Source organism: Pantoea sp. MQR6 (assembly GCF_022761075.1).
Lineage (GTDB): Bacteria > Pseudomonadota > Gammaproteobacteria > Enterobacterales > Enterobacteriaceae > Pantoea > Pantoea phytostimulans.
The window spans coordinates 746,999-761,846 of record NZ_JAKYXB010000001.1; the positions used below are offsets into that span (position 1 = coordinate 746,999).

The window sequence follows — 14,848 nt, forward strand, 5'->3', positions numbered from 1 at the left end:
GTTGGGCATAGCAGCAGATCGTTAATGTGTTTAGTTCAGTGCCAGGTGCAGAAATGAAGAAATCGACGTTATTGGATCAAAGTGAGGCGACGACGCTGCTGTCGCAAATGGTTCAGCGTTTACCGCTCTCAGATACGCATTTTCGTCGTATCAGCCAGTTGATTTATCAACGAGCAGGTATTGTGCTGGCCGATCACAAGCGCGAAATGGTTTACAACCGTTTGGTTCGCCGCCTGCGCACGCTGAACATAGATGATTTTGGTCGTTATCTGGCGTTGCTGGAACACGATCCTAACAGCGCTGAATGGCAGGCATTTATTAATGCATTAACCACCAACCTGACGGCGTTTTTCCGCGAGGCGCACCATTTTCCTATCCTCGCTGAACATGCACGTAAGCGGCAGGGCAGTTTCAATGTCTGGAGTACCGCTGCGTCTACCGGCGAAGAACCTTACTCAATCGCCATGACGCTGGCTGAAACGCTGGGTAGCGGGCCGGGTAAATTTCAGGTTCATGCCAGCGATATCGATACGCAGGTTTTAGAGAAAGCCGTGGCAGGTGTTTATCGCCATGAAGAGTTACGCACGTTGTCACCGGCGCAGTTGCAGCGCTTTTTCCTGCGCGGCACCGGTCCGCATGAAGGCATGGTACGGGTACGGTCTGAACTGGCCAGTACGATCACCTACGCCCAGCTTAATTTACTGGCGAATGACTGGAAAGTGCCGGGGCCGTTCGATGCGATTTTCTGCCGCAACGTGATGATCTATTTCGATAAAGAGACGCAAGAAAAAATTCTGCGTCGGTTTGTCCCGCTGTTGAAGCCAGGCGGCATTCTGTTTGCTGGTCACTCAGAGAACTTTAGTCAAATCAGTAAAGAGTTTTGGCTGCGTGGGCAAACCGTCTATGGACTGACTAAGGAAAGATGATGAGCAAAATCACCGTGATGTGCGTGGATGACTCTGCGCTGATGCGTCAGTTGATGACGGAAATCATCAACAGTCATCCCGATATGGAGATGGTTGCTACCGCGCCCGATCCTTTAGTTGCCCGCGATTTGATTAAGCAGTTCAACCCGCAGGTACTGACGCTGGACGTAGAAATGCCGCGCATGGATGGGCTCGACTTTCTGGAAAAGTTGATGCGCTTACGTCCAATGCCGGTGGTGATGGTTTCTTCGCTGACCGGTAAAGGCTCGGAAATCACGTTGCGAGCTCTGGAGTTGGGGGCGGTGGATTTTGTCACCAAACCGCAGTTGGGTATCCGTGAAGGCATGCTGGCTTACAGCCAGATGATAGGCGACAAAATACGTGCGGCGGCGCGAGCGCAATTGCATGTGCGTACCTCAACGCCAGTGCCGGTCAAGCTGAAAGCGGGGCCGCTGCTGAGCAGCGAAAAGCTGATTGCGATTGGATCGTCAACCGGCGGTACCGAAGCGATTCGTCACGTGCTGCAACCGCTGCCGGCCACCAGCCCAGCGCTGCTGATTACTCAGCATATGCCGCCCGGGTTTACCCGCTCTTTTGCTGAACGCCTGAATAAGCTGTGCCAGATCACGGTGAAAGAAGCCGAAGATGGTGAGCGAATTCTTCCCGGTCACGCCTATATTGCGCCCGGCGCGATGCACATGGAGTTGGGCCGTAGCGGCGCTAACTATGTGGTGAAACTCAATGAAGGGCCACCGGTTAATCGGCACAAACCGTCAGTAGATGTGCTGTTTAGATCGGTGGCGAGTAACGCTGGACGCAACGCGGTGGGCGTGATTCTCACCGGGATGGGCAACGACGGCGCGGCGGGGATGCTGGAAATGCATCGTGCTGGCGCCTGGACCATCGCCCAAAGCGAAGCCAGCTGTGTGGTATTTGGCATGCCGCGTGAGGCAATTGCCGCAGGCGGCGTGAGCGAAGTCGTGGATTTAAGCAACATCAGTCAGCATATGCTGGCGAAAATTAGCGCCGGACAGGCATTGCGTATTTAACAGGCCCGTCCTGCCGGGCGAGATAACACAGGAGTAGATATGGCTGATAAAAACATGCGCTTTTTAGTGGTAGACGACTTCAACACGATGCGTCGTATTGTGCGTAACCTGCTAAAAGAGCTGGGCTTTAATAACGTAGAAGAAGCAGAAGATGGCGTTGATGCGCTGGCTAAACTGCGTGCAGGTGGCTTTGACTTTGTCATCTCCGACTGGAACATGCCGAATATGGATGGTCTGCAACTGTTGCAAACTATCCGTGCAGATGCAGCGATGAGCAGCCTGCCAGTTTTGATGGTCACCGCGGAAGCGAAGAAAGAGAACATCATTGCTGCCGCGCAGGCCGGTGCCAGCGGCTATGTCGTTAAGCCGTTCACTGCGGCGACGCTTGAAGAGAAATTGGGCAAGATTTTCGAAAAACTGGGCCTGTAAGGAGATGTGATGAGCGACCTTCCGAAATCAACTGAGGATGCCTCGGCACACGACATTATTAGCCGCATTGGCTCGCTCACGCGTATGTTGCGTGAAAGTCTGCGCGAGCTGGGGCTTGATCAAGCCATTGCCGAAGCCGCCGAAGCAATTCCTGATGCCCGCGATCGTCTGGACTATGTGGTTCAAATGACGGCGCAGGCCGCTGACCGTGCGTTAAACTGCGTGGAAGCGGCACAACCGCATCAGGACAAAATGGAAGCCGGCGCAACCCAGCTGAAAGGGCGTTGGGATGCATGGTTTGAAAACCCAATCGAACTGGCCGATGCACGTGAGTTGGTGACGGATACGCGCGAATACCTCGGTGCCGTGCCAGGTCACACGTCCTTTACCAACAAGCAGCTGCTCGAAATCATGATGGCGCAGGATTTCCAGGACCTTACCGGTCAGGTAATCAAGCGCATGATGGATGTGATTCAGGAAATTGAGCGCCAGTTATTAATGGTGCTGCTGGAAAACATGCCTGAAGTCAGCGCCGAGAAGCGTCAGGAAGGCACCAGCCTGCTGAACGGGCCGCAGATTCACTCCGATGCACCGGGCGTGGTCGCGAACCAGGATCAGGTTGATGATTTACTGGATAGCTTAGGCTTTTGATTTTGCTAATGGTGTTTTACCTGCCGGTGTGGCGTTAAGTCGTTCAGGCTTAACGTCACACCGGCAGTTAGAAAGGTCCGCTTAACGGCGGACTTTCATCCCATCTCTTTTCCATCCGCAAAAGAACAGCGCTTTTGCGCGTCTTATCCCCGCTTTAACCAAACTCAAATTTGGCATCCTATGCTCAGAATTCCACTCCACCGAGGTTTTTCGTGGCTGATAGCGACGAGGACAAAACAGAATCGCCCTCGCCCCACCGACTTGAGAAAGCGCGTGAGGAAGGTGATATTCCGCGTTCGCGCGAGCTGACGTCACTGTTAATGCTGCTGGCTGGCATCATGATCCTGTGGATGGGCGGCAACATGATGGCGCATCGATTAGCGGGCATGGTGGCTGCGGGTCTCCATTTTGACCATGGCATGGTGACGGATGACAAAATCATTATTGCCCATATCAGTAGCCTGATCGGCCAGGCGATTCTGGCGCTGCTGCCTTTAATGGGTGGTTTGGTGTTAGTGGCGATTGCTTCTCCGATGCTGCTTGGCGGTATCGTCTTCAGCGGCAAGTCGATCAAAGTTGATTTCACCAAGCTCAATCCGTTGCCAGGTTTTAAGCGCATGTTTGCCGCGCAGGCCTGGACTGAACTGTTTAAAGGGATTTTGAAAACCATCCTGGTGGGGTCGGTAGGCGTTTGGTACATCTTGTCACACTGGCCGGAAATGCTGCGTTTAATCAGCGAGTCGCCAACCAGCGCGCTGATTCACGGCATGGATATGATTGCGGTGTGCTGTGCATTAGTGATCCTTGGGCTGGTGCCGATGGTGGGTTATGACGTTTTTTGGCAGCTCTACAGCTATTACAAAAAACTGCGTATGTCTCGCCAGGAAATTCGCGATGAACACAAACAACAAGAGGGCGATCCGCACGTTAAAGGGCGTATTCGTCAGCAAATGCGCGCCGCTGCGCGCCGTCGCATGATGGCTGATGTGCCAAAAGCCGACGTCATCGTGACTAACCCAACGCACTATTCTGTGGCGCTGCAATATAACGAGAAAAAAATGAGTGCGCCGAAAGTCGTCGCAAAAGGCGCAGGGGAAATTGCTTTGAGAATTCGTGAACTGGGGGCTGAACATCGCATCCCGGTTTTGGAGGCACCGCCGCTGGCGCGTGCGTTGTATCGTCATACTGAAATTGGTCAACATATTCCCGGCGCGCTGTATGCGGCGGTGGCGGAAGTGCTGGCGTGGGTTTGGCAGTTGCGTCGCTGGAAACGCGAAGGCGGCCTCATCCCAACCAAACCAAAAGATCTGCCGGTTCCGGTAGATATGGACTTTGCAGGAGAGAACAGAAACGATGGCTAATCTGGCCGCAAAATTGCGTTTACCGGGAAACTTTAAAGATATGCAATGGCAGGTATTAGCCGGTCCGGTGCTGATCCTGATGATTCTGTCGATGATGGTGTTGCCTCTGCCACCGTTCATCCTCGACCTGTTGTTTACCTTTAATATCGCGCTCTCCATCATGGTGCTGCTGGTGGCGATGTTTACCCAGCGCACGCTGGAGTTCGCGGCGTTCCCTACCATTCTGCTGTTCTCCACCTTACTGCGACTGGCGCTGAACGTCGCCTCAACCCGTATCATCCTGATGGAAGGGCATACCGGCGGGGCGGCAGCGGGCCGGGTAGTGGAAGCGTTTGGCCACTTCCTGGTGGGCGGTAACTTCGCCATCGGTATCGTGGTCTTCATCATTTTGGTGATCATTAACTTTATGGTTATCACCAAAGGTGCGGGCCGTATCGCCGAAGTGGGCGCGCGCTTCGTGCTTGACGGGATGCCCGGCAAGCAGATGGCGATTGATGCCGACCTCAACGCGGGTTTGATTGGTGAAGAGGAAGCCAAACGCCGTCGTATGGAAGTGACGCAAGAAGCGGACTTCTATGGTTCGATGGACGGTGCCAGTAAGTTTGTGCGTGGTGATGCTATCGCGGGCATCATGATCATGGTGATTAACGTGATCGGCGGCCTGTTGGTGGGTGTGGTGCAGCATGGTATGGATGTCGGTCATGCGGGTGAAACGTACACGCTGTTGACTATCGGTGACGGCCTGGTTGCACAGATTCCCGCACTGGTCATTTCAACGGCAGCGGGTGTTATCGTAACGCGTGTTGCGACCGATCAGGATGTTGGCGAGCAGATGGTTGGCCAACTGTTCAAGGATCCCCGGGTATTAATGCTGAGTGGCGGCGTCATCGGTCTGCTTGGTCTGGTGCCGGGTATGCCAAATCTGGTGTTCCTGATGTTTACCGCTGCGCTGTTGGGTCTGGCGTGGTGGCTGCGCGGACGTGAAATGCAGCCGAAGAAAAGTGCCGAGGCGACCAACAGCATCAATAAAACCCAGAATACCCCGGCAACCGCAGCGACTGCGGAAGCGTCCTGGACTGACGTACAACTGGAGGACACGCTGGGCATGGAAGTGGGTTATCGCCTGATTCCGATGGTCGATCACCTGCAAAATGGCGAGCTGTTAGGCCGTATCCGCAGTATTCGTAAAAAAGTGGCGCAGGATGTTGGCTTCTTGCCGCCGGTGGTGCATATCCGTGACAACATGGAACTGCCGCCTGCGCGCTACCGTATTCTGATGAAAGGTGTGGAAATTGGCAGCGGTGATGCTTATCCAGGACGTTGGATGGCGATTAACCCAGGCACGGCGGCAGGGACTTTGCCGGGCGAAGCCACGGTGGATCCCGCCTTTGGTCTGGCAGCAATCTGGATTGACAGTGCGCTGAAAGAGCAGGCGCAGATTCAGGGCTTTACCGTAGTTGAAGCCAGTACCGTGGTCGCTACGCATCTGAATCATCTGATTGGTCAATACGCCAGCGAGCTGTTTGGTCGTCAGGAAGCGCAGCAGTTGTTGGATCGCGTAACGCAAGAGATGCCGAAACTCACTGAAGATTTAGTGCCAGGCGTGATCTCCCTGACCACGATGCACAAAGTACTGCAAAACTTGCTGATAGAACGTGTATCGATTCGCGATATGCGCACCATTATTGAAACGCTGGCGGAACATGCGCCGATTCAGAACGATCCACAAGAACTCACCAGTGTCGTACGCGTAGCCTTGGGCCGCGCGATTACGCAGCAGTGGTTCCCGGGTAATGATGAAGTGCAGGTTATTGGTCTGGACGCCACGTTGGAGCGCTTGTTATTACAGGCGTTACAAGGCGGTGGTGGACTTGAACCGGGCCTTGCCGATCGCCTGTTAAGCCAGGCGCAAGATGCATTACAACGCCAGGAGATGCTGGGCGCGCCGCCAGTATTGTTGGTGAATCATCCGCTACGTGCGTTGCTGGCGCGCTTCCTGCGCCGCAATCTGCCGCAACTGGTGGTGCTGTCAAACATGGAGCTGAGCGACAATCGCCAAATTCGCATGACGGCGACCATTGGAGGCAAATAATGAAGCGCTGGCTGTGGCTGCTGTGCATGTTACCGCTTTGTTCCCAGGCTGCGGGCGGCGCATGGCACGCGAGCGCTAATGGCCCGCTGTTGGCGAATCGAGGCGGCTGGCAACGTTCGCAGCCTTTACTGCCGCCGAAAAATACAGACGGTTATATCGACGTTGTGAACTGGCGTTATCAACTCAGCAAACCTGCGCCAGCGGGACTGGAAGTGAAGCTGTGCGCAGCGCAGCGCTGCACTTCGCTTGACGGAGGCAGCGGCAGCACCCGCGGCCTGGCGCATCTGTCGGCAGACGAAACCTTGCATATGGTATTTGGTTTTGCCGGTACGGGACGTTTGCCGCCGGGCTTGCGCGTGGTGAGCAGTGAAGTGATGGTGAACTACCGCTAAGACGCGGTGAAATGCATAAAAAACCCCGCCGAAGCGGGGTTTTTTTGTGTTTACATACGTTCGACGGTTTCGATACCCAAGGTATCGAGACCTTGCTGCAAGGTTTTAGCAGTAAGCGCCGCTAGCTGCAAACGGCTCAGGCGGGTACGTTCTTCTTCCGCGCTGAGAATGGGGCAATGCTCATAGAAGCCAGAGAAGAGACCCGCGAGGTCATACAGGTAAGCACACATCACATGCGGCGTACCATCACGCGCGACTTGGGTGATCACTTCTTCGAACTGCAACAAACGGGTCGCCAGCAGCGCTTCGCGATCTTCAGTGATAAACAGATCGGCATCCAGCGTTTCTGCATCGATACCCGCTTTGCGGAAGACCGACAGCACGCGAGTGTAGGCATACAGCAAGTACGGGGCAGTATTGCCTTCAAAGGCCAGCATGTTATCCCAGTCGAAGATGTAATCCGTGGTACGGCTTTTCGACAGGTCAGCGTATTTCACGGCGCCAATACCGACGATTTCCGCCAGCTGTTTCACCTCTTCTTCACGCATCTCAGGATTTTTCTCACGCACCAGCGTGTAAGCACGCTGATAAGCTTCATCCAGCAGATCGGCGAGTTTAATGGTGCCGCCGCTACGCGTTTTGAAAGGACGTCCATCTTTACCTAACATCATGCCAAACGCATGGTGCTCAAGCGGCACATTCTCCGGGACATAACCCGCTTTACGCACGATAGTCCATGCTTGCAGCAGATGCTGATGCTGACGAGAATCGATGTAATACAGCACACGATCGGCATGCAGTGTTTCATAACGGTATTTGGCACAGGCAATATCGGTAGTGGTGTAAAGGTATCCGCCATCCTTTTTCTGGATGATAACGCCCATGGGATCGCCTTCTTTGTTCTGGAACTCGTCCAGAAACACCACGGTTGCGCCTTCGCTTTCGACGGCTAAGCCTTTCTCTTTCAGATCGCTGACGATGCCTGGCAGCATATCGTTGTAGAGGCTTTCACCCATGACATCTTTACGGCTCAGCGTCACGTTCAGACGGTCATAAATTTTCTGGTTCTGACTCATGGTGATGTCGACCAGCTTCTTCCACATCTCACGGCAATAGGCATCGCCACCTTGCAGTTTTACCACGTAACCACGTGCACGCTCGGCAAACGCAGGATCTTCGTCATAGGTACGTTTCGCTTCACGATAAAACTCTTCCAGATCTGCCAGCGCCATTTCTGCATGATCTTCGTTCTGCTGCTTCTCAAGAAAGGCGATCAGCATGCCGAACTGCGTTCCCCAGTCGCCAACGTGATTAGCACGAATCACGTTATGTCCCAGAAACTCCAGCGTGCGTACGGCGGCATCACCGATGATGGTGGAGCGCACGTGACCAACGTGCATCTCTTTCGCGACATTGGGCGCAGAGTAATCGATCACGATAGTTTGAGGTTCAGCCAGCGTCACGCCTAAACGAGGCAAACGCAGCGCTTGCTTAGCGTTTTCAGCCAGCCATTGACGGTCAAGGAAAATATTGATGAAGCCCGGTCCGGCAATCTCAACTTTGCTGGCGATGCCTGTCAGATCAAGATTCTGCAACACGGTCTCAGCTAATTGTCGCGGCGCTTGTCCCAGTTTTTTCGCCACGGCCATAATGCCGTTTGCCTGATAATCACCAAACTGAACCTTGGCTGACTGACGAACCTGAGGTTCGCAATCGGCGGGCGCGCCGGCTAAAACCATTGCCTGACTGACTTTTGCGGAAAGAAGTGCCTGAATATTCACCGAGTTACCTTCATATGCTGAAAAACGCTCGTCTGAACGATGACGAGCCGTCATCATCATCTTGCCTGGCGTTAATGACCCAGACAAAACGGAAAAAAATGAGGGGGAAAGTATACGTGAATTGTCTGTGGGCGTCAGCAGTTGGATAAAGCAGGGAAACAGAGCCTAAAATGTTTCCCGCTTGATTTAACGACGGCGCAGATGGCGGCGAGGATTTTTAACACTTTTGTCTTCACGCACCTTCCAATGGCGGGAAATAGCAAATCCCATCAGTGCGATTAGGACTGCGACAACAATTAGCATGGTCATTGAGCTATTCCTTTGAGTTGTGTTAGGTCAAATTTATAAGAAAGACCGCATGGCTGCAATTGTTCTCTGCCCAAATAAGACTTATCTCATTGTATTAAAGAAGCTGATACAAAACATGTAGTTAAGGTGTTTTCATCCAGAAACTGCTGGACCTAAAGAGAGGATAAATCCGAATTAAAAGGTCTGTTTATATCCTTTTGCGGCAATTTACGCGTCAAATCGGATGAATCCTACGCTTTTGGTGTCCCTAACTCAGCGCTGACAGCATGTTATATTGATTAGAAATATTGCATTATTTAAGGAGATTTTACGCAGTGAAGAGCACTTTTCCCCCACAATTAGACGATTTAAAGGCAGATTTAGTGCGATTCGAGAAATCGTTAGAGAGTTTTTCTGAACGCTTAGGTCTCTCATTAGGCGATCTCGAATCTGATCACATTGCTGTTCGTTGTCACCAAAACGCAACGGCAGAGCGCTGGAAGCAGGGTTTTTTACAAATTGGCTGCCAGTTTTCTGAAGCGATGATCAACGGCCGGCCGATTTGCCTGTTTAAGTTACATCAGCCCATTCAGGTCGCTGGCTGGCAACTGGACGTGATTGAACTGCCTTGGCCAGGTGAAAAACGCTATCGTCATGAAGGTTGGGAACATGTTGAAATCGTCCTGCGCGGCGAACCTGAAACGCTGGGCATGCGAGCGATGGCGCTGTTATCAGATGACGCGCTAACGCAGCCGGGCATCTCATTTAAAACCAGTTCGCCGAAAGGAGAAAATGAGCGTTTGCCCAACCCGACCTTAGCGGTAACAGATGGGCAAACCACAATAAAGTTTCATCCGTGGCGACTGGAAGAGATTGTCGCCAGCGAGGCAGATTAAACGCGGGCGTTGACGGCTTTGCCCAGCCGCACTACCGCTTCTTCCAGCAGCGCACGGGTGCAGCCAAAATTCAGCCGTACAAACTTATCATCGCCAAAGTCACGACCTGGTGAAAAGCCAAGTCCATATTTTTCAAAATAGAGCGCCGGGCTGGCGACGTTGAGCGCGCTGGCATCGATCCAACCCAAATAGGTGGCTTCGGGTGATGTCATCGTCAGGCCCGGCAGCGCATTAACCTGCTCGACCAGCCAGTCGCGATTACGCCGTAAATAGACGAGTTGTGCTTCTAACCACGCATCGCCGTCCCGCCACGCGGCTTCGGCAGCAACCAGCGACAGAATATCCACGGAAGGGACAATGCCCTGACGCACGCGATTGAAGCGGGCACGTAATTCAGCATTAGGAATGATCGCCAGTGAAGCGCCCAATCCGGCGATGTTGAAGGTTTTTGAGGGGGAAATAAGCGTAATGCTGCGCTGCGCGGCATCTTCACTGAGCGAGGCGAAAGGAATGTGCTGCACGCCCGGTTCCAGCAATAAATCGCAGTGAATTTCATCGGTGCAAACAATCAAATCATGTTGCTGAGCAAAAGCAAGCTGCGCTTCCAGTTCATCACGACGATAGACAGTTCCGCCAGGATTCTGTGGGTTACACAGCATCAGTAATTTCTCTTTGCCACTCATCTGTTGGTTGGCGGCATCAATGTCCATGACCCAACGATGCTCGTTAAGCACTAACGGCAGATTCAGCTGGCCGCGTTCAGCGAGTTTGGCAGCACCGCGAAAGGGCGGATAAATGGGCGTTGGCGCAACGGTGATTTCATCGGCTGCGGTAAACGCGCGAACCGAAATATTTAACCCGCTGACGACGCCCGGTAATGGAACGATCCATGCCGGATCGACGTGCCACTGATAGCGCGAGGCGAAGCGCTGAACGGCAATATCAATAAGACCGTTTGGCTTATCGCCATAGCCAAAAATTCCATGTTCAACGCGGGCTTTGATCGCGTCGATAATGCACTCGGGCGAACGGAAATCAGTATCAGCTACCCACAATGGCAGAATGTCCTGGTCCGCATATTTGTGCCATTTAAGGCTATCGCTGTGACGACGGTCTATCCGTTGGTCAAAATTGAATGCCATAGTTACCTTTCCGCGTAAAATCATTCCAGCAGTCAGACTAACCGATGAACTTGGTTCGAACCAGACGTCATGTAAAGGAGAAGAGAATGACCAAACTGGAAATTTGTTGTTACGGCGTGGATTGCGCAATGACCGCGCAGCAGGCTGGAGCCGATCGCGTTGAGCTGTGCGCAGCGCCGCGTGAAGGGGGATTAACACCCTCGGCTGGGACGCTGGAAGCAGCCCGACGCGAACTTTCGATTCCGGTTCATCCGATTGTCAGGCCGCGCGGTGGCGATTTTTGCTATACCGCCCGCGAATTTGAAGTAATGAAATCGGATGTGGCGTTGATCCGTGAATTGGGCTTTCCGGGGCTGGTGGTGGGAATGCTGGATGAAGATGCCCACATCAACCATGCGCAAATGCGGCAAATCATGGCGCTGTGCGACGGTGTTTCAGTGACATTCCATCGTGCATTTGACCTGTGCCATAGTCCTAAACGTGCATTGAAGGAGTTGACCGATCTCGGCGTCGCGCGCATTCTGACTTCAGGCCAGCAGCAAAGCGCGGAAAACGGAATTGCATTGTTGAAGGAACTAAATGATCTCAGTGAAGGTCCTATTATCATGGCAGGTGCAGGCGTTCGCCTGAGTAACCTACAGAAGTTTCTCGATATGGGTATTCGTGAAGTTCACAGCTCGGCCAGCCACCTTGTGGTATCGCCGATGCGTTACCGAAAAGCCGGTGTTTCAATGTGTTCTGAAGCCGAAACCGATGAGTTCAGTCGCTATTGCGTAGATAGTGATGTGGTGGAAGCGATGAGAAGTGTGATGCAGATGAACAGCGTTCGGGTCGCCTGAATCACCCCAGATTTTGCCGCGCAGCACGCCGATCATTGACGTGATGTTTGCAAGTACCAAACCCCAGCACGCTTGCTGGGGTTCTTTTTATTTAAAACAGTAAGTTAGGCCCCTAAGGGGTGCCCTTGGGGAGCTGATGCCATCAAAAATATACCGATTAAAACCATCAATCAACTACAAATGCTCTTTAGAATTGTTAGGGCACAGGTATAAAAAAGGGCCTTTGATGGCCCATTTTTTCATTCGCGGTAAATTGCTTGATGAACTTCTCGGCTTTCCTGTCTTTGCTTGTCGATATAATCAGCCAGGTCAGAAATATGGATAAGTCGCGGGGCCTTCTGACTGTCGCCAGCTCTGAATGTCGGAATGGGCAACTGATTCTGCCAAGCCTTACGCTCAGCTGTTGCTGGTTTCATACCGAAATATTTCTCACAAACATTGCTGAGCGGCACGGTCGCGCTTTCATACTCAGCCATTAATAAAAACATTGTGTTCATATTGGTTCTCCACACATTCCTGCTGCATCAGGTTTGTTAAAGCCGTGACATGTCACGGCGTATCGATAGTTAATTTCACTTTGTGCCAGCCGCTGGTGGTCCAACATTTTGCATCGCCCTGACATGGGCAATCATTCACCGGCAAACTTTCAAGACACTTCTCACACTGGCTTTCAGCCAACACTTCTAATTGCTTCTTCAGCTCGCCATGATATTTGCGAATCATCAGTGCTATCAGTTCTGAACGGTCATATGGATCACGACCCGGACGACGAGCGGCGCAATCATGGTCGAGCATTACCAGCTCCTGATCATCCAGTATCAGTTCAATCTTGTGATTACCGGCAGCGGCCTGACGTTTCCGCTGCTCGGCTTTGCGTTCTGCTGCGGACTTACCCAATGGCTTTATCCTTTATCATCAGGAAAACAATCATTGCTGCCCGAAGCGGGTTAGGGTGTGAAACGAATTTATTGCTCATCAAACCTTCAGCTGTAGGGAATGCATCGGCCAAAGAATTCTTGAAGCAACAGACAGCAATCGAAGCCTGCTGGATAACAGGGCCAGCATCGGCCCATGAATTACAATAATCAGCGGTCTTGCCCGTCACTTCAGCAACCCAGAAGTTGATTTCAAAGTCGAGCATATCGCTGTAGTTTTGCATCACTCTCCCTTAACCCATACATTCAAGGTAGATGCCATTGGCGATCAGTCGCGCCCGGCGTTCGGCTGCTTTCCTGAACTTAGCAATGGCTTCATCTGACCGGTCATTGCGGTAATTGATGACCATTGATTTAGTTGGCATTGGCGCAACACGGCGCGGCTTCCTGATTAACGTGTAGGTGCGGTCAATCGAACCACCTTCCAGGCGAACCAGATTGGATGCTTCAATCCGTAAGGTTTGACCGCCACGCTGCATGGTATTGAGAATCAGCCTGTTGAACTCAATGAGTGAAATACCTAGCTTGGCTGACAGTTCACGGCCTGTTGCTGGTCCTTTCGATAACTGCCACGCCAGCTTTTCACTGAAGCCTGAATTGGGTCCATTGCTGCGGCGGTATTGGGCAATCTTTTTCATGACACCACCTTCAAAGACGGACGTGAGCGAAGCAAATCCATTTCCATCTGCGAGATGATGTTGATAGCGTGAGAAATGCCTGGCTGGTGGTGATTAGTCAGCGTGCAGACTGCACGACGTACTTCACCGATAGCCTCACCACGCATCGTACGTATCCACTGGTCGCTGGCAGGTGTAGACAGAGCGACGTTCAGGTCATCAATAAGTGTCAGGTCAGCACCAGCTGCCTGAAGGGCGCTGATGGTTTCGGGCAGAACACTGTTGATACGCAAAACTTCTGCGGCCATCAGGTTGGCCCGAACATTCGCAACGTCCAGGCGAGAAGACAACTCGCTAACCATCTTTGCCATTTCAAGCAGTGGCGTATCAGCACCGAGGTTTCGGGCGAACTGATGGCCAGCGGCCACCAATTCTTTGTTGGATTTATTTGAAAGCATTCTGATGGCCCTCAGTGAACAGTAATATTGATGGTTTTATTAAGACGCTCAGCTTCGTTCTGCGCCTTGATAGGGTTACTGATTACCGAGCCATCAGGCATGATCCAGCCGTTCAGGATGTGGCTGTAGGGCAGGGTAATGATGCCAACGGTGATATGGTCGTTTGGCTTTTCCATGAAATTCTCCAGTCGCTAGTGAGGCGTGGTTAATCAAGACGCATTGGCATGACAATAATTTTTGCGGTTTCCCATGGGTTCCTGATTTCAATCAGCGACCCTGTAGAGCTGCCATTAGGTTTGATGCGTATTGATTCGAATTTAGGGTTATAAAGCCGGGCAACGCGCTCGACATCCGCCAGATATTTAGCGTTAAAACCAATCTCAGAAACTGGTTTGTTATCAGTAGGGATTACGCGTTTAACATCCGGGTATTTGCCATCAACCACTTCACAGAGCCCGAGGTTTTGACGAACACCAAATTCATCCAGGTAAGTAACAACGCCTGATTCAGTGTCAAAAGTGGCTTTATCGAAACGAGTGAAGCGTGGGCCCTTAAGTCGAACAATAATGTTCTGTTCAAGCCCATCGGTTTGATGTTCACCGATAAATAAACGGTGACCATCGGTAGAATAAAGTTCTTTGCCAGGAGCAAAGCAGAAGCCCATCAAGTAATAACGTGGGTCGTTCTTTGCCTGAAAAAGCACAGCAGATAACAAGGCTGGTTTCGTTAGCGTCAGTAGCATTAAAATTCTCCACACGCGATTTTTAGTTGCATGAATCCCTTGCCATTGACGGCAATAAAAAACTTTTGGGATTCGTTTAAGTTGGCTGGTGGGCTACTGCAATAACCCACAGCCTGATTACTCCACACATGAAAGGTTGCTGCGGTGCCGGGTGCCTCCCGGTGCTCTGGTCAGACTGACAAACTCCAGAGCGGAACTCTTTTAGACTTTTAGCATGCGCTGTTTGACAGTCTTCCGCGTGCGCTAGCCG

The 14,848-nt window shown here is 52.1% G+C and carries 19 protein-coding genes; 9 read left to right on the forward strand and 10 right to left on the reverse strand.

From position 1 onward, the window contains the following. Positions 1–53: 53 nt before the first annotated feature. The 7 genes from cheR (at position 54) to MUG06_RS03330 (ending at position 6,900) form a co-directional block, all read left to right on the forward strand. Positions 54–926 (forward strand): protein-glutamate O-methyltransferase CheR, encoded by an 873-nt coding sequence (cheR, locus tag MUG06_RS03300; protein WP_215846583.1) that lies wholly within the window; start codon positions 54–56, stop codon positions 924–926. Next, a complete protein-coding gene (locus MUG06_RS03305) occupies positions 926–1,975 on the forward strand; it encodes a chemotaxis response regulator protein-glutamate methylesterase (RefSeq protein ID WP_215848260.1) in 1,050 nt (349 codons plus the stop codon). The genes cheR and MUG06_RS03305 overlap by 1 nt, the downstream gene beginning before the upstream one ends. Before the next feature lie 39 nt (positions 1,976–2,014). Further along, positions 2,015–2,404 (forward strand): chemotaxis response regulator CheY, encoded by a 390-nt coding sequence (gene cheY, locus MUG06_RS03310; RefSeq protein ID WP_215846584.1) that lies wholly within the window; start codon positions 2,015–2,017, stop codon positions 2,402–2,404. 9 nt (positions 2,405–2,413) lie between these two features. Next, positions 2,414–3,055 (forward strand): protein phosphatase CheZ, encoded by a 642-nt coding sequence (gene cheZ / locus MUG06_RS03315; RefSeq protein WP_215846585.1) that lies wholly within the window; start codon positions 2,414–2,416, stop codon positions 3,053–3,055. Positions 3,056–3,267: 212 nt separating this feature from the next. Further along, a complete protein-coding gene (gene flhB, locus MUG06_RS03320) occupies positions 3,268–4,416 on the forward strand; it encodes a flagellar biosynthesis protein FlhB (protein WP_243077707.1) in 1,149 nt (382 codons plus the stop codon). Beyond that, entirely contained in the window at positions 4,409–6,508 is a 2,100-nt protein-coding gene (flhA, locus tag MUG06_RS03325; RefSeq protein ID WP_215846586.1) for a flagellar biosynthesis protein FlhA, read from the forward strand. Before flhB ends, flhA begins: the two co-directional genes overlap by 8 nt. Beyond that, on the forward strand, positions 6,508–6,900 hold the full coding sequence (locus tag MUG06_RS03330; RefSeq protein ID WP_215846587.1) for a flagellar protein FlhE: 393 nt from the start codon (positions 6,508–6,510) through the stop codon (positions 6,898–6,900). The genes flhA and MUG06_RS03330 overlap by 1 nt, the downstream gene beginning before the upstream one ends. Before the next feature lie 50 nt (positions 6,901–6,950). Here the strand turns inward: MUG06_RS03330 and argS are convergent, their stop codons facing one another. Both argS and MUG06_RS22785 read right to left on the reverse strand, forming a co-directional pair. Further along, positions 6,951–8,681, reverse strand: coding sequence for an arginine--tRNA ligase (gene argS, locus MUG06_RS03335; protein ID WP_243078491.1), 1,731 nt, complete (start codon positions 8,679–8,681; stop codon positions 6,951–6,953). 186 nt (positions 8,682–8,867) lie between these two features. Next, positions 8,868–8,990, reverse strand: coding sequence for a hypothetical protein (locus MUG06_RS22785; RefSeq protein WP_256449270.1), 123 nt, complete (start codon positions 8,988–8,990; stop codon positions 8,868–8,870). A gap of 314 nt (positions 8,991–9,304) precedes the next feature. On the opposite strand from MUG06_RS22785, the gene MUG06_RS03340 reads away from it, so the two are divergent. After that, positions 9,305–9,865: a VOC family protein gene (locus MUG06_RS03340; protein ID WP_243077708.1), complete on the forward strand. Its 561-nt coding sequence runs from the start codon at positions 9,305–9,307 to the stop codon at positions 9,863–9,865. Here MUG06_RS03340 and MUG06_RS03345 read toward each other — a convergent pair. Beyond that, positions 9,862–11,007: a PatB family C-S lyase gene (locus MUG06_RS03345; RefSeq protein WP_215846589.1), complete on the reverse strand. Its 1,146-nt coding sequence runs from the start codon at positions 11,005–11,007 to the stop codon at positions 9,862–9,864. The genes MUG06_RS03340 and MUG06_RS03345 overlap by 4 nt on opposite strands. Before the next feature lie 86 nt (positions 11,008–11,093). Here MUG06_RS03345 and cutC point away from each other — a divergent pair, with 86 nt between their 5' ends. After that, positions 11,094–11,846 carry a copper homeostasis protein CutC gene (gene cutC, locus MUG06_RS03350; RefSeq protein ID WP_215846590.1) on the forward strand — a complete coding sequence of 251 codons (753 nt, stop codon included), beginning with the start codon at positions 11,094–11,096 and terminating at the stop codon, positions 11,844–11,846. Between the two features lie 239 nt (positions 11,847–12,085). Here the strand turns inward: cutC and MUG06_RS03355 are convergent, their stop codons facing one another. From MUG06_RS03355 to MUG06_RS03385, 7 genes are read right to left on the reverse strand one after another with little or no spacing between them, the layout of a single operon-like run. Then, positions 12,086–12,343 carry a pyocin activator PrtN family protein gene (locus MUG06_RS03355; protein WP_243077709.1) on the reverse strand — a complete coding sequence of 86 codons (258 nt, stop codon included), beginning with the start codon at positions 12,341–12,343 and terminating at the stop codon, positions 12,086–12,088. 52 nt (positions 12,344–12,395) lie between these two features. Then, positions 12,396–12,743, reverse strand: a complete 348-nt coding sequence (locus MUG06_RS03360) for a hypothetical protein (RefSeq protein ID WP_243077710.1) — start codon at positions 12,741–12,743, stop codon at positions 12,396–12,398. Next, on the reverse strand, positions 12,736–13,005 hold the full coding sequence (locus MUG06_RS03365; RefSeq protein ID WP_243077711.1) for a phage protein NinX family protein: 270 nt from the start codon (positions 13,003–13,005) through the stop codon (positions 12,736–12,738). Before MUG06_RS03365 ends, MUG06_RS03360 begins: the two co-directional genes overlap by 8 nt. 9 nt (positions 13,006–13,014) lie before the next feature. Further along, on the reverse strand, positions 13,015–13,419 hold the full coding sequence (locus tag MUG06_RS03370; RefSeq protein WP_243077712.1) for a hypothetical protein: 405 nt from the start codon (positions 13,417–13,419) through the stop codon (positions 13,015–13,017). Then, the gene (locus MUG06_RS03375) at positions 13,416–13,856 is read right to left on the reverse strand and encodes a hypothetical protein (RefSeq protein ID WP_243077713.1); all 441 of its coding nucleotides are present in this window, start codon (positions 13,854–13,856) and stop codon (positions 13,416–13,418) included. The genes MUG06_RS03370 and MUG06_RS03375 overlap by 4 nt, the downstream gene beginning before the upstream one ends. 11 nt (positions 13,857–13,867) lie before the next feature. Beyond that, entirely contained in the window at positions 13,868–14,032 is a 165-nt protein-coding gene (locus MUG06_RS03380) for a DUF1317 family protein (RefSeq protein WP_243077714.1), read from the reverse strand. 29 nt (positions 14,033–14,061) lie between these two features. After that, on the reverse strand, positions 14,062–14,598 hold the full coding sequence (locus MUG06_RS03385) for a hypothetical protein (RefSeq protein WP_243077715.1): 537 nt from the start codon (positions 14,596–14,598) through the stop codon (positions 14,062–14,064). Positions 14,599–14,848: the final 250 nt, after the last annotated feature.